Genomic DNA, 14767 nt, shown 5'->3' on the forward strand with positions numbered 1-14767 from the left:
CGCATGCAGTCCATCACCATCCGCCGCCCTGACGACTGGCACCTGCATTTGCGCGATGGCGCGATGCTTAAGGGTGTGATCGGCGATACCAGCCGCAATTTCGCCCGCGCCATCATCATGCCGAACCTCGTGCCGCCGGTGGTGACGACGGCGGACGCGAAAGCCTATCGCGCGCGCATCATCGAGGCATTGCCGACCGGCGATCGCTTCGAGCCGCTGATGACGCTCTACCTCACGGAGCATACGAGTGCGGACGATGTCGAGGAAGGCAAAAAAAGCGGTCTCATCACGGCTGTGAAACTCTATCCGGCGGGTGCGACCACCAATTCCCATAGCGGCGTGCGCGACATGGAAAAGGCCATGCCGGTGCTGGAGCGCATGGCCAAGATCGGCCTGCCGCTTTGCGTGCACGGTGAAGTTACGACGCCTGAGGTCGATATCTTCGACCGTGAGGCCATATTCATCGAAACGGTGCTCGATCCTCTGCTGAGGCGCCTGCCGGATCTGAAAGTCACGATGGAGCACGTAACGACGGCAGACGGCATCGACTACATCAAGTCGTCGAAAGCCAATCTCGCAGGCTCCATCACGACACACCACCTGATCATCAACCGCAATGCAATCCTGGTTGGCGGCGTGCGGCCGCATTATTATTGCCTGCCGGTCGCCAAGCGCGAAAACCATCGCCTGGCGCTGCGTGCAGCCGCAGTGAGCGGCGACAAGCGCTTCTTCCTCGGCACTGATTCTGCACCGCATATCGATCCACTGAAGGAGTGCGCCTGCGGCTGCGCCGGCATTTATACCTCCATCAATACGATGAGTTGCCTTGCCCATGTCTTCGAGCAGGAGGGTGCGCTCGACAAGCTCGAAGCCTTCGTCTCGCTGAATGGCCCGGCCTGGTACGGCCTTTTGCCGAACGACGAGCGCGTCACGCTGATGAAGCGTGAAGCGCCCGTGGCGTTTCCGACGAAGATCGAAACCGGTGCCGGTACGGTGACGGTGTTCGATCCGATGTTCCCGCTGCACTGGGACGTCGAGCGCTCTTGATCGTTCGATTTTTCTAGGGTCGTTTCAGGCAGGACGCGGCCAGCCGTCTCGTCGCCTGCGAGCGCTAAGGTGAATGCGTCCAGACGCTTCCATCAGAGGATCATCACGGCCCGGACGAAGGCAACTGCCGAAAGCAGGGACGCGATCGTGCGGCGTGATTCCACCAGGTCCAATCCTTCAGATAGGTATTCCAGACGCTGACGGCTTGCGGGCCATTGCCGCTGACCTTTGCCAGGGCGTCATTCATCGGCACGTTCAAGGCGATCGTCGAAATAAAGGATGCGATAACATAAAGCCCGGCGCCAGCCAGCATCCAAATGCCTGCGCTACCCCGCCAGTCGATGACCGCCAGGACGGCGATCAGGACGGACAGGACGGCAGTTGGAATGAAGACGAGCATGAACGGCGAGCGCAGGATCGTCACGTTGATCGAATTCATTGCCGCGATGCCCTGCTCCGGCGCAAGGCGGGCAAATGCGGGCATGATGAAGGTCGAGAAGGCAAAGAAGATGCCGGCGACAAGGCCGCTGCCGATTGCAGCGGCGACAAGGGCGACGTTGAGGATCATTCCCATGTTCATGTCCCCCAAATGCCGGTCGCCGCTGTCTCGCGGGCATATTGGCTGAAGTCTTTCGGCGGCCGGCCGAGGATTTCGGCAACGCCGTTCATGACGCGCGAATTGCGCCCGTCGAGAACCTTGCCGAAGAGCTCTTCGAGAAGATCGATCATTGCTGCCGGCAGCTCGGCCGAAGAGAGCCCGACCTTGAAGTCATCCATGGAAACCTTGCGGTAGCGGATGGTCCGGCCGGTCGCCGTTGCGATCTCCGATACCGCTTCGCGGAAGGTAAGCGCGCTCGGCCCCGTCAATTCGTATGTTTTGCCGAGGTGCCGCTGGTCGGTCAGCGCGGCAACGGCAGCATCGGCGATGTCGTCGGCATCGGTGAAGGGCTCCTCGATCTCACCCGCGGGCAGGACGAGCTCTCCCGAAGCGATCGAATCCCTGAACGCGCCTTCGCTGAAGTTCTGGCAGAACCAGGATGCTCGCAGGATCGTGTAGCCGATGCCGGCGGCCTTGAGCATCTCTTCGCTGCGCTCGGCACCGTCTTCACCGCGGCCGGAGAGGAGTACGATATGGCGCAAACCGCAATCGACGGCCATTTTCGCCAAGGCGCCGATTGCGTCGGCCGCCCAGGCGACGGCGAGATCGGGCTGAAAGGTGACATATGCGCTGGTGGCGCCTTTGAGCGCCGCTGGCCAGGTTGCTTGATTCTCCCAATCGAAGGGACGTGTCGTGGAGCGCGAAGCCAAGCGCGACCTGATGCCGCGCTCCTTGAGGCGGGAAGCGACGCGCCCGCCTGTTTTTCCCGCGCCGCCGACTACGATGATTTCGGAATTCTGCATTTGACTGCTCCTTCCACAAAACAAGAGAAATTCTCGTATTTGCATAATGAGATAAACTCTCTTATTTTGCCCGTCAATAGAAAAATGGAGTGCCGGATGCCGGAACAGACCGTGGTAAGGCGTAAACCAGGATTGCAAACGGCCGGTCAGCCCCGACGCATCCCGCGCCAGAAGCGGGGTCGTGAACGCTTCGAGAAGATCTTGTCGGTGGCGACGGAACTGATCGAAAAGAATGGCAGCGACGCGTTGAAGATGAGCGAAATCGTTGAAAAGGCCGAGCTTTCCTTCGGCGCTCTCTACCAGTATTTCCCGGACAAGAGCTCCATCATCCGGACGCTCGCCGAACGCTTCAACGAGCAGGGCAGGCACTGCGTAGAAGAAGAGCTCGCCAAGGTGACGAGCACCGCAACACTGCAGCTGGCGCTTTGCAACATCGTCGATCAATATTTCGATTTCTTTCGCAGAGAGCCGGTCATGCGCGATATCTGGCATGCGACGCAGGCCGACAAGCTGCTGCAGCAGGTCGATGCCGAGGATATGGAGTTTCACTCGCAAAGACTGTTCCATGTCTTGGAAAAACTGTGGCCGGCTCGCGAAGGAGGCGAATTGCTGGCGATTGCGCGGCTGACGATGCATTTGCTTGCAGCGGCGGTACGTTATTCGATCTCCGTCAGCGAGGAAGAGGGGCGAAGCGCGATCGCGCTCTACAAGAGAATGTTGCCGGCCGATATCGGCCGGCTTCTCGACAACCCGTCGTGTTAGTCGGGCATGAAGCTGCGAAGCATGAAATATGCGATGCCTCCCATGGCGATCGCGACTGCTGACGCCAACGCCAAGGCTATGGCGTATTCCCGCTTGCCGGCGGTAAAGGCCAGCCCTGCCTTTGTCACGACATTGACAGCGACGGCTATGAGGATGACGTCGGCGGCGGTTTTGGCATTGATCGCCGTGCCCATGAGGCGCGCCGTCGAAAGTGTGATGGCGTCCACATCGACCAGCCCGGAGATCGCGGCCACGGCGTAAAGTGCCGACGCGCCGATATAGTCGATGGCCATCTTCGATATCAGGCTGATCAACCCGAGCAGCGCGGCGAAGGAGAAGACCATGCGAAGTTCGAACGGGTTCTTCAACTCAATTTGCGGCACCTCCTTCGCGGCACCGGAACGCCAGACCCAGAAGAAGCCCGCAATCAGAAAGCCGATGATCGCCGGGACCAGACCGGCCGAAAGCAGAGGAAGCAAGTCGAGCGACAAGGCGCTGCCGATGGCAAGAACACGCGCAAAGGACAAGGCGCCGGCGACAGCCGCTCCGGCGGCCAGGTGTGTCGAACCTTGCGGCGCCTGCTTGGAGTAACGGGCGAAGGAGAGCGTCAGCGCAGTGGAGGAAACCAATCCCCCGGCTGCACCTGCCAATAGGATGCCGCGGCTCGTGCCCGTGAGTTTGATGGCGAGATAGCCGGCAAAGGAAAGTGCGGCGATGGTAATGGTGAGCACCCAAAGGGAAAAAGGGTTGAGCGCGCCCCAAGGATCGAGGGGCCTGTCCGGAAGCAGCGGTAGGGCAACCACGGTCATGGCTAGCAGCACCAGCGCGGAGCGAAGCTCCGGCCAGGTCAGACCTCTCAGAAAGCCATGCAGGCTATGGCGTGCCGCAAGAATGATGGTCATCACGACGCCGCTCGCAGCCGCAGTCACGATGTCCCCGACAGCCGCAAGAACGCCAAGCCCGAAAACCGCCAGCGCAGCCACGACCGAGGTTATGCTGTAATCTTCGTCTTCCTGCGTCTCCTGCCAGTTCCCCGCTATATAGACGAGGCCAAGCAGCGCCGCGATCGTAGCCGGCAGGAAGGGACCTATCATAGAGTGCAGCGTCCCGGCTATTCCGCCGAGAAAACCGGTGAGGGCGAATGTACGGATACCTGCTGTTCTGCCGCCCGCCCGCACGTCGCGCTCCTGCCAGCCCCGCTCGACGCCGACAAGCAGGCCGATTGCAAGCGCCACGCCCAGACGCTGAAAGATTTCGGTATGTTCCATGGTCTTACGATATTCCTGTCATGCCATCGCACAATCGGAAATGTTTGGACGAGTTGACGCATTCGTTGCTATTCTTGAAGCCGGACCCTCGCAGTTCTGGAATCTTTTGGCGCTTGCTGCTATTGCCCCATGGATTCAAGCGAAGGAGAGAGCGATGATCCACACGACATTTCCCGACCGCGCCGTCATGGCCGAACTGGTGGCGAAGATGCTCTGGGAAATCAGGGCGGTCCATTTCAACGCCGCCCAGCCCTACAAGCTCTCATCCGGCATGGCGAGCCCGGTCTATATCGATTGCCGCAAGTTGCTCTCGTTCCCGCGAATCCGTTCCACGGTGATGGACTTCGCCGCGGGCGTCGTGCTTCGTGACGCCGGTTTCGAGCAGTTCGACTGCATTGCCGGCGGCGAGACGGCGGGGATTCCCTTCGCCGCGTTGCTTGCCGATCGTCTCGGCCTGCCGATGATCTATGTGCGCAAGCAGCCGAAGGGCCATGGCCGCAATGCGCAGATCGAAGGCAATATGGCGGAGGGTTCGCGTGTCCTTGTCATCGAGGATCTGACGACGGCGGGCGGCAGCATGTTCAAGTTCATCGATGCCATCCGCGCGGCTGGCGGCATCGTTGATCACGGCATTGCACTCTTTTACTACGGCATCTTTGACGAAGGCGCGCTACGCTTTGCCGATGGGAAGGTGAAGCTGCATTACATCGCCACTTGGCGTGACGTTCTGGCCGTTGCGAAAACGCAGAAGCTTTTCGACGAGAAGACGCTTGGCGAAGTGGAAGCCTTTCTCGACGCGCCGCTTGCCTGGTCGGGCCGCAACGGCGGCGTTTCGTCGCTTTAAGGACAGATAGGCAAAGTGCGGCTTTGCTTTTGTCACGAAATTATTTAATCGATTGAAGACCGAAATTCACCGATACGTTGGGAGGCCCGAATGATTTTGTGCTGTGGCGAAGCGTTGATCGACATGCTGCCGCGGGAGACGACGCTCGGCGAGAAGAGTTTTGCCCCCTATGCCGGTGGAGCGATCTTCAACACGGCGATTGCGCTCGGCAGGCTTGGCGTTCCGACGTCTTTCTTTACCGGCATCGCCGATGACATGATGGGCGATATTCTGCGCGAGACGCTGGTCGCCAGCAACGTCGATTTCAGCCTTTGCGCCATATCGCCCCGCCCGTCGACACTGGCATTCGTTAAGCTTGTGAACGGTCAGGCGACTTATGCCTTCTACGATGAAGGCACGGCCGGCCGCATGATCACCACAGACGACCTCCCGGTCCTCGGCGAGGATTGCGAGGCGCTGCATTTCGGCGCGATCAGCCTGATTCCCAGTCCCTGCGGCGAGACGTACGAAACGCTGCTCGATCGCGAGGCTGCAAAGCGTGTCATTTCGCTCGATCCGAACATCCGCCCCGGCTTCATCAAGAACAAGGAAGCCCACATGGCTCGCATCAAGCGCATGGCGGCGAAAACCGATATCGTCAAGTTTTCCGACGAAGATCTCGAATGGTTTGGCCTTGAAGGCAGCCATGACGATCTGGCGGCCCACTGGCTGAAGCATGGCGCCAAGCTCGTCGTCATCACCAAGGGCGCGGAAGGCGCATCGGGCTACACCAAGGATCGCAAGGTCGTTGTGCCGAGCCAGCGCGTCACTGTGGTCGACACGGTTGGAGCTGGCGATACATTCGATGCGGGCATCCTCGCTTCACTGAAGATGGACAATCTGCTGACCAAGGCGCAGGTTGCCTCCCTCGACGAAACGGCGCTGCACAATGCCCTGTCGCTTGGGGCAAAGGCCGCGGCCGTCACCGTTTCGCGCGCCGGCGCCAACCCGCCCTGGGCGCACGAAATCGGCCTTTGAACTAGGCGAGCCGATCAAGAAAGCTGAGAATTTCACGATTGAAGTGCTCGGGCCGCTGCAGGGGCGCGAAGTGGCTGACATCGGGCAGCAGGATGAGCTCGGCATCAGGGATATTGCGCGCGAGATAGTCCGCATGCTCGGGCTTGATGAATTCGTCGCGCTCACCCAGCACGACCGCGACTGGCACCTTGATCCGCGCCAGATCGCTCGCTGTGTAGTTGGGCTCGGTCGCCATCATCCTGCTGACGTCTCGAACAAAGGCATCGAACTGATCGGGTGTTGCCGATAGAGCCTCATAGTCCTTCCTGTGCCGGCTGAAGCACCGATCGATGACCGGTGTCGCGACAAACTCTTTCGTGCCGCTCGGATCCATATTGCACGCGAAGAAGAAGACGCCGGAGACGCGGTCCGGATGCTGATCGGCAAGGATGAGTGCCGTGCAGGCTCCATCACTCCAGCCGACGAGGGCTGCTTTGGAAAGCTCTAGATGATCCATGATCGCCAGAACGTCCGTTGCCATCAACCCGTACTCATACGGCTGGCTATCGCGCGTGCTGCGGCCATGCCCACGGCTGTCGATGACCACAACCTGCCGGCCGGAATCGATCAATGCCGGCACTTGATAGCCCCAATTGCCGCTGTTACCAAGCCCGCCATGCAGCAGGATCACCGCTGGACCGTTCCCGTAGGTCGCGTACCAGATGCTGGCACCATCATGCTCGACGAAACCTGCGGATGCTGCGGCCGGCAGCGGCGGCGCGCCCTCTGCCTCAAAGATCTTGAGTTCGTCGTCCATCACGCTCATCCGGCTCTCCCTTCCTGATACAGACGATCAGATGTGGCGCGTTTCGACAGCTTCAATGAGAAATCACACATCCCATCCGAGATTTGAGGCACGGAATCCTTCGAAGCAGGCCGTCGAATTATAATCTGACATAACGCCTGCCAGGTGGGCACGATGCAAGTGAAGTTCGGCGGCATGGGCAGTTGCAGCCAGAAACATTCGCGGACAATAGGCAGGCTAGCGTAGACCTCGAGCTGCGCTACCTCCGCTTCATCCCCTACGGCGATGCCCGCAGTCTTGTAAGCCAGATCGTTCTCTTCACGAACGGTTTCGAGGCGGAGATGTCCCGCGCCAAGGCATCGGTCGCGGCGGCAGATGCTCTTGGCGGCTACCTTTGGGAAGTGGTGCGACAGCCGGCCCTCGACCCCTTCTTCGCGTTTTCGACCGAAGGGCAGTATGAACTCCTGCGCCATCAGGTCGATCACGCCGCCATTAGATCACGGGGAAATCCGGCTGGGCCTGAGGGAGCGACAAACGGAGCAAGATGCCAGCTGGCCACACCTATTCATCAGAATAGGTGGCGGACCTAAGCGGTCGCAGATGAGGGGGCAGACGGAATGTCCCGATTTTGCCCCGAAGCGGACGCTACAATCGCCACAGTCACGGAAACAACATGAATTCAACATTGAAGGTGAAAGTGTGGTTGAACCGATTTCCCAAGAGCATTTTTCAGGGCTTAAGCGGGCTGTCGTGCTGGGGAACGGGCTCCGGCTCGCGTACATCGAGTTGGGCGACCCTAGCGGCGTGCCCATCCTCTTGCTACACGGGTTTACGGACAGCGCCCGAAGCTGGAGCCTCACCGCGCCGTATCTGGCGACGGGTTTTCGCGTCGTAGCCCCAGACCTGCGGGGTCATGGGAATTCGGACAAGCCTGAGGGTTGCTACACTATTCCCGAGATGGCGAATGATGTCCGGTTTCTCATAGAGGTTCTGGACCTTGTGCCGACGCACGTGGTCGGCCATTCGCTTGGAGGGCGGCTTGCGCAAGCGATTGCTGAGCGGTGGCCCCATCTCGTCCGAAAAGTCGTTCTTATGTCCACATCCGCCGTGCTGCGCGAACGTCGGGGGTGGTTGTGGGAAAACATCCACATGCTCCGCGATCCGATCGATCCAGAAAGCGCATTCATCCGGGAATGGTGTTCTGGCGCAGTCCCGGTCGACGAGTATTTTCTCGCCCATGCGCGACGCGAAAGCGCCGCGGTGCCGTCACGAATCTGGCATTCGATTTATTACGAGCAGCTTGCCTATGATCCGTCGCCGCTGCTGCAGGATATTTCCGCGCTGACGCTCATCCTGCGGGGCGAGGAGGACATGATCGCGACTGAAGAGCATCAGGCCCAGATGAAAGATGCGATCGTCGGCGCCGAGTTCATTTCTCTTCCCGGCCAAGGCCATAACATCCATTGGGAAGCCCCTGAGAAGGTGGCCCACTTGATCTTGACCTTTCTGAAGCGTCCGTGACCGCTTCTGGCATCACCCATTTTGCTGGTCAGATCGACAATCTCATTTCACGACAGCGAACTCATGCCCGGTCCTTCCGGGAGTGCGATGTCCTACCTTACAGCAGGTCACCAATCGATTCCATTGCCGCTGTCTGAGACACTTGAAACCTGGTTTCCCGGCGTGACAGACGGTGTCGTGTTCAGAAATTCGATGGCAGGTCGGCCGCTTGTCGGCCTCCACAGCTATATCGATCACACGATGTACAAGGAATGCATGGATGAAGTAGTCTAATCCAGCGTCATCGGTAGCATCCCATCTTGGAAGAAATGATTGTCGATGTCGTCGCCGGGGCCCCACAGTTTGCGAGTAAGGCTTTCGTTCTCGGGTTCGATCCGATCGACGAGCTTTTCGAACGCGCGGCTGGCTTTCTCAATGTGCGGAGCTCTTTCGTCTGCGGTTAGGGGCAGCGCTTCGTTTGGAACTGCGCTTTTCGTGCGAGGTCTGGCTTCATCCGCGAAGACGTTCCTTGCAGATCGTCTCCACAAGCGCCTGCAGGTCCTTCACGCGCGCGACAAGCCATTGCAGATCATCATTGCTGATCGCGTATTTCGACGAGTATCGCGCCTCGACATAAGCCCGGGACAACAGTTCGAATGAGCGGCGGGCAGAGCGAGTGTCGCGCGGCCAGGCGGAAACGAGCCGCGCATCAGCGCTTTCAGCTTGCGAGCGCAGCACCTTGATGCGATGCGATTTTGGGCTGTAGAGGGTTAGGACTAAGAGGACACAGTGGTAGAACGCCTCGCATGATTGATGAAGCAAGAAAGCCGCTTTGTTCATGCTGCCCCGACCTAAGTAAAATTCAGCACCGTCGAGAAACTCCGCAGCGCTTACAAACCACTGGTCATAATGCCGCTGCGCTTCGGCTCTGGCGTCTTCTGATGTCAGCGCTTTCGGCTGGGCGAGGGGATGACCGGGCTCCTCGTAGAGCACGATGCCGTCCTTGGCGATGTCGGTGAAGAACGGCCGGCCGCGGGCCAACTGGTCGTTGACGTCTGAAAGGCAGTGCACGATCGGAATCACCGGCGTTTCGATCCGGTGGCTGATCTGCTCTTGCAGCAGCCGTTCCTCCAGCGCCTCCCACAGCTCGTGCTCCTCGGCAAAGCTCTTGGTGTTGACGACGATCAGAAGGTCATAGTCGGAGCGGTAGCCGCTTGCGCGATCCTCGACCCAGTCGCCGCGGGCATAGGAGCCGTAAAGGATGACCTTGAGGACTTTGCCGGCGGCCTTCTTACCGGACAGCTTGGTGGCGCGAAACTGCTCGACCTCGAAAAACAGGATTTGCAGAATACGGGCGAGCTCCCGGCGCTTCTTGTCGGGCAGATGGTCGAGATGGTCTGTCAGGGTCACTGCCGCGTCGAAGCCTTCGGTGGGAATCGCATCCATCGTAGCGGCTCATCGGTTGTTGCGCATCTAAACTCTTTACGCGCAGGTGTTGTGGATTGCAACCAAATCGTGGCAGTCAGCCCGTCCTTCGGTCGACCAGTTACGATCCACGTTTGTTGCACTGCATATGCGTGCGAACCTCCTAGAGAGTTATGAACTCAGCTAAAACCGTCGAAAAACTATGACAGAACAGTCCCGGCGTCGGGCCGTTCGCGTCGGGAACACCGATGCCATTTGCCGTAACACGGCATAATGAGCGTCCCGAGCCACATTAGGCCCTGCCTGACGAAGCTGGCGATGTCGGCCAGATCGCCGGATATTCCATGTCGCTGGTACATCTCTCCCGGCAAAGCGAAGAGGGCTATCCTTGTCTCCGGCGCAAAATCCAACTTTCGCTGGCTTCTCTTCCGGTTGTGATCGACGCCAGTCCGCTCGGCGAGATGCCTCCCCACATGTGCGGCTGGGAGGAGGATCCGACAGCTATCGCTGAGTGGCGTAAACCCGAAGGATCGGGGTGATCTTACGTGGCAAGCTTCGCCAATGCTGCAACGAGCCCCTGGGTCGAGCTATCGTGTCCTGCCGCGCTCTCCTTGCCTGCAATGACCGGCAGCAGGCCGGTCGCCAGTTCCTTGCCGAGCTCGACACCCCACTGGTCGAACGAGTTGATGCGGAAGAGAACGCCTTCGACGAATACGCGATGCTCATAAAGCGCAATCAGGCGGCCAAGCGCATAGGGCGTCAGGCTGTCATAGACGAAGGTGATCGACGGCCGGTTGCCGGTGAAGACCCGGTGCGGTGCGATGAAATCGGCCTTCTTGTCGTCCATCCCCTTGGCTGTGAGCTGCGCTTTGGCTTCCTCGAAAGTACGGCCCTTCATGAGCGCTTCGGACTGTGCCAGGCAATTGGCCATCAGCAATTGGTGCTGATGGCGCAGTTCCGGCTCGAAGGCGTTGGCGGCGATCATGAATTCGCTGGGAATAATGCTCGTTCCCTGGTGGATGAGCTGGAAGAATGCGTGCTGGCCGTTGGTCCCCGGCTCGCCCCAGACCACCGGGCCGGAATTGCTCTCGACCGGCGTGCCGTCGATCGTCACACCCTTGCCGTTGGATTCCATGTCAAGCTGCTGCAGGTATGCCGGGAAGCGCGCCAGGCGCTGGTCGTAGGGCAGGATCGCACGGGTGGCATAACCCAGCACATTGCGATGGTAAAAGCCGATGAGGCCGAGCAGCATTGGCAGGTTTTCGGTAACCGGATCCTTACGGAAGTGGTTGTCCATTGCATGAGCACCGTCCAGGAACTTGCCGAAGTTCTCCGGCCCGATCGCGATCATCAGCGGCAGCCCGATGGCAGACCAGATGGAATAGCGGCCACCGACCCAATCCCAGAAGCCGAAGACGCGTTCGCTGTCGATGCCGAAGGCGGCGACCTTGTCGAGCGCCGTCGAGACGGCCGCGAAATGGTGCTGCACTGCAGCCTCACCCAGCGTCTTGGCAATGAAGTTGCGTGCTGTCTGCGCATTGGTCATCGTCTCGATCGTGGTGAAGGTCTTCGAGGCAATGATGAAGAGCGTCGTTTCTGGCTGGACCTGCTTCAGGATATCGGCGATATGGGCGCCGTCGATATTCGAGACGAAATGCGCGCGCGGGCCGTCGTGGAAGGGCGCGAGCGCAAGCGTCGCCATGACCGGTCCGAGGTCCGAGCCGCCGATCCCGATATTGATGACGTCGGTGATCTGCTTGCCCGTCGCGCCCTTGAGAGCGCCGGAGCGGATGCCCCCGGCGAACCCACCCATGGCGGCGAGGACACTGTTGACATCCGGCATCACATCCTTGCCGTCGACCATCACGGGCGTGTTGGATCGGTTGCGAAGCGCAGTGTGTAGAACGGCGCGATCTTCCGTAAAGTTGATCGCCTTGCCGGAAAACATTTCCTCGCGCTTCTTCTCGACACCGCCGTCTTCTGCGAGCTTGACGAGAAGCGCGAGGATCTCGTCGTTCACGGCAGTCTTTGAATAGTCCATCAAAAGGTCGTCGAGTGAGGCGGTAAATCGCGAGAAGCGCTTTGGATCGGCCGCGAAGGCGGCGCGGATATCGGTTGCCTTCGTGGCGGCCGCAGTGCTCTTCAGCTGTTCGACGGTGACATTCATTGGAGGCTCCTTTGAAGGCGGAAAGAGTTGCGGAAACTATTCGCTTTGTAGGGCGTAAATCAAGTTCAGCCACTGCCGGAATGCAAAAAAGCCATCCGCGCACAGGCGGATGGCTTCAATTTCATGCGAATGTCAAAATCAGCCGCGCAGATCCTTGCGCAGGATCTTGCCGACCGGCGATTTTGGCAGTTCAGTGCGGAATTCAATATGGCGTGGCCGCTTGTAGTTTGTGAGGTTGGCGGCACAATGAGCCCTCACATCGGCCTCGGTCAGAGCCAGGTCCTTCCGCACCACGAAGAGTTTCACCGCTTCGCCGGAGTGGCCATCCGGCACGCCGATCGCGGCGGCCTCGATGATGCCCGGGTGCATGGAGGCCACTTCCTCGATCTCGTTCGGATAGACGTTGAAGCCTGAAACCAGGATCATGTCCTTCTTGCGGTCAACGATCTTGGTGTAGCCGCGCTCATCCATGAAGCCCATGTCGCCGCTGCGGAAAAAGCCGTCGGCCGTCATCACCTTCGCCGTCTCCTCTGGCTTTTGCCAGTAGCCGGCCATTACTTGCGGACCGCGGATGCAGATCTCACCGATCTCGCCGAGCGGCAGGGAATTGCCGTTTTCATCACGAATGTCGATCTCGGTGGAGGGCAGGGGCAAGCCGATCGAGCCGGTGAATTCCGGCGAATCGAAACGGTTGGCGGTTGCCACCGGCGAGGTCTCGGAAAGGCCATAGCCCTCGGTAATATGCGAGCCTGTCATCTTCAGCCAGCGCTCGGCGACCGGCCGCTGTACGGCCATGCCGCCGCCGAGCGACATGATGAGCGAGGAGAAATCGAGCTTGGCGAAATCGGCATTGTTCATCAGCGCGTTGAACAACGTGTTGAGGCCGGGGAAGATATGGATGTTCGACTTGCCGAATTCCTTGACGAAACCTGGAATGTCGCGCGGATTGGGTATCAGGATGTTGTGCGCGCCGAGCGACATACCCATCAGCGAATTCACCGTCAGCGCGAAGATGTGATAAAGCGGCAATGCGCACATGAAGTTGAGCACGTCCGGCTGCTTCTTTAGCTCGAAAGCGGAATTCAGCCAAAGCTGCAGTTGCCGCTTGTTGGCAAGCAGGTTCTGGTGCGTCAGGACCGCGCCCTTAGCGACACCTGTCGTACCGCCTGTATATTGAAGAAAGGCGATATCGCTGCCCTTGATGGCCTGTGGTTGCAGCGGTCTGCGTGCGCCTTCGCCCAGCACCTCCTTGAATGTCTTGTGCTGTGGGATCGACCAGGAGGGAACCAGCTTCTTCACTTTGCGAACGGCGAAATTGACAATCAGCCCCTTTGGACCCAGCATTTCGCCAAGCGAGGTCACCACCACATTGCGTACATCAGTCTTTGCCAGCACCTGTTCGACTGTGCGGGCGAAGTTTTCCAGCACGAAGATCGTCTTGGCGCCTGAATCGCGCAGCTGGTGTTCCAGTTCGCGCGGCGTATAGAGCGGATTGACATTCACGACGACCAGACCGGCGCGCAGGATGCCGTAGACTGTGATTGGATTCTGCAGCACATTCGGCATCATCACGGCGACCCGATCGCCTTTCTGAAGACCGATGCCCTGCAGCCAGGCTGCGACCTTTCGTGTCTGCTCTCCGAGCTCTCGATAGGTGAGCGTCTTGCCCATGCTCGAAAAGGCAACACGATTCGCATAGGTTTTGCAGGACTTGTCCAGCAGATCCACCAGCGATTCATGTTCCGGTGGCGGCAGTTCGGCCGGAACGATCGCGGGATAGGAGGCAAGCCAAGGCTTTTCCCGCTTCGCGCCACCTGGATGGACGGAAATGCTGCTGCTCATCGTGTCTCTCTCCCTGTCCGGCAATGGCTGCCGGCCTCTGCGGCTGCCGGTCGGATGATCCTCCATCCTCCGAAGAGCAGCTTATGCCAATGCTTGAACGGTTCAAGCCGGATTAAGAATTACACTAACTTTGACGTAAACGTCAACGTGGTTCACGCTTCGATAATCGGGGAACCTTTGAATCCGAAGATGCGTTTTATCTCCATGACTGACAGGTGAGGAGAAGCAGAATGCTCAATGAAGAAGCTGATGTCAGCCGCCGCGATCCCGATGTAAGGGATACGCCGTCGCTGATTGCGAGTGACCGTGTAGAGGGCACTCGTGTCTATGGCGCCGATGGCAGGCATATAGGCTCGATCGAGCGCCTGATCATCGGAAAGCAGGACGGCCGCGTGGCGTATGCGGTGATGAGCTTTGGCGGCTTCCTTGGTATTGGCAATGACCACTACCCGCTGCCTTGGGAAAAGCTGAACTACGACACGCAGCTTGATGGCTACCGTATCGATCTCACGAAGGAGCAGATCGAAAACGCGCCAAGCTACGCGGATGACGACGACAACTGGTACAACGATAACAGCCGCCGGATCTATGACTACTACGGCGTGCCACCCTACTGGATGTAACGTCGTTCGCGCGAATGAGCCGGAACGGGCCCCGCAGCGCTGACCCCCGAAGGTTGATCTCAACTTTTCGGATCGCTCAGCTGGCGG

Annotated in this window: 13 protein-coding genes and 1 pseudogene; 6 read left to right on the plus strand and 8 right to left on the minus strand. The window is 59.3% G+C overall.

The window, feature by feature from the left end:
• Nucleotides 1–3 precede the first annotated feature (3 nt).
• A complete protein-coding gene (gene pyrC / locus AM571_RS02420) occupies nt 4–1047 on the plus strand; it encodes a dihydroorotase (protein WP_074060026.1) in 1044 nt (347 codons plus the stop codon).
• 92 nt (nt 1048–1139) lie between these two features.
• Here pyrC and AM571_RS02425 read toward each other — a convergent pair.
• Together AM571_RS02425 and AM571_RS02430 are read right to left on the minus strand one after the other, a co-directional pair.
• Nucleotides 1140–1627, minus strand: a pseudogene (locus tag AM571_RS02425) (DUF1772 domain-containing protein).
• Nucleotides 1624–2448, minus strand: a complete 825-nt coding sequence (locus AM571_RS02430) for an NmrA family NAD(P)-binding protein (RefSeq protein ID WP_074060027.1) — start codon at nt 2446–2448, stop codon at nt 1624–1626. The pseudogene AM571_RS02425 and the gene AM571_RS02430 overlap by 4 nt, the downstream one beginning before the upstream one ends.
• A 96-nt stretch (nt 2449–2544) precedes the next feature.
• Here AM571_RS02430 and AM571_RS02435 point away from each other — a divergent pair, with 96 nt between their 5' ends.
• Entirely contained in the window at nt 2545–3210 is a 666-nt protein-coding gene (locus AM571_RS02435; protein WP_074060028.1) for a TetR/AcrR family transcriptional regulator, read from the plus strand.
• On the opposite strand, the gene AM571_RS02440 is transcribed toward AM571_RS02435, so the two are convergent.
• Nucleotides 3207–4478, minus strand: coding sequence for an MgtC/SapB family protein (locus tag AM571_RS02440; RefSeq protein ID WP_074060029.1), 1272 nt, complete (start codon nt 4476–4478; stop codon nt 3207–3209). The genes AM571_RS02435 and AM571_RS02440 overlap by 4 nt on opposite strands.
• Nucleotides 4479–4632: 154 nt before the next feature.
• Here AM571_RS02440 and AM571_RS02445 point away from each other — a divergent pair, with 154 nt between their 5' ends.
• Together AM571_RS02445 and AM571_RS02450 are read left to right on the plus strand one after the other, a co-directional pair.
• Nucleotides 4633–5322 carry an orotate phosphoribosyltransferase gene (locus tag AM571_RS02445; protein ID WP_074060030.1) on the plus strand — a complete coding sequence of 230 codons (690 nt, stop codon included), beginning with the start codon at nt 4633–4635 and terminating at the stop codon, nt 5320–5322.
• Between the two features lie 90 nt (nt 5323–5412).
• Nucleotides 5413–6339 (plus strand): carbohydrate kinase family protein, encoded by a 927-nt coding sequence (locus tag AM571_RS02450; RefSeq protein ID WP_074060031.1) that lies wholly within the window; start codon nt 5413–5415, stop codon nt 6337–6339.
• 1 nt (nt 6340) lies between these two features.
• Here AM571_RS02450 and AM571_RS02455 read toward each other — a convergent pair whose 3' ends face one another.
• Together AM571_RS02455 and AM571_RS02460 are read right to left on the minus strand one after the other, a co-directional pair.
• Nucleotides 6341–7144 (minus strand): alpha/beta fold hydrolase, encoded by an 804-nt coding sequence (locus AM571_RS02455; RefSeq protein WP_074060032.1) that lies wholly within the window; start codon nt 7142–7144, stop codon nt 6341–6343.
• Nucleotides 7141–7608 (minus strand): hypothetical protein, encoded by a 468-nt coding sequence (locus tag AM571_RS02460; protein ID WP_155774404.1) that lies wholly within the window; start codon nt 7606–7608, stop codon nt 7141–7143. The genes AM571_RS02455 and AM571_RS02460 overlap by 4 nt, the downstream gene beginning before the upstream one ends.
• A 214-nt stretch (nt 7609–7822) precedes the next feature.
• Here AM571_RS02460 and AM571_RS02465 point away from each other — a divergent pair, with 214 nt between their 5' ends.
• On the plus strand, nt 7823–8644 hold the full coding sequence (locus AM571_RS02465; RefSeq protein WP_074063033.1) for an alpha/beta fold hydrolase: 822 nt from the start codon (nt 7823–7825) through the stop codon (nt 8642–8644).
• Between the two features lie 489 nt (nt 8645–9133).
• On the opposite strand, the gene AM571_RS02475 is transcribed toward AM571_RS02465, so the two are convergent.
• From AM571_RS02475 to AM571_RS02485, 3 genes are all read right to left on the minus strand, one after another.
• Entirely contained in the window at nt 9134–10069 is a 936-nt protein-coding gene (locus AM571_RS02475) for a HEPN domain-containing protein (protein ID WP_074060035.1), read from the minus strand.
• A 520-nt stretch (nt 10070–10589) separates the two neighbouring features.
• A complete protein-coding gene (pgi, locus tag AM571_RS02480) occupies nt 10590–12215 on the minus strand; it encodes a glucose-6-phosphate isomerase (protein WP_074060036.1) in 1626 nt (541 codons plus the stop codon).
• A 138-nt stretch (nt 12216–12353) separates the two neighbouring features.
• Nucleotides 12354–14057, minus strand: a complete 1704-nt coding sequence (locus AM571_RS02485) for a long-chain fatty acid--CoA ligase (RefSeq protein ID WP_074060037.1) — start codon at nt 14055–14057, stop codon at nt 12354–12356.
• 230 nt (nt 14058–14287) lie between these two features.
• Here AM571_RS02485 and AM571_RS02490 point away from each other — a divergent pair, with 230 nt between their 5' ends.
• Nucleotides 14288–14680 (plus strand): PRC-barrel domain-containing protein, encoded by a 393-nt coding sequence (locus AM571_RS02490; protein ID WP_074060038.1) that lies wholly within the window; start codon nt 14288–14290, stop codon nt 14678–14680.
• The last annotated feature ends 87 nt before the right edge of the window (nt 14681–14767 follow it).

Source organism: Rhizobium etli 8C-3, from assembly GCF_001908375.1.
In the GTDB taxonomy this organism is placed as follows: Bacteria; Pseudomonadota; Alphaproteobacteria; order Rhizobiales; family Rhizobiaceae; genus Rhizobium; species Rhizobium etli_B.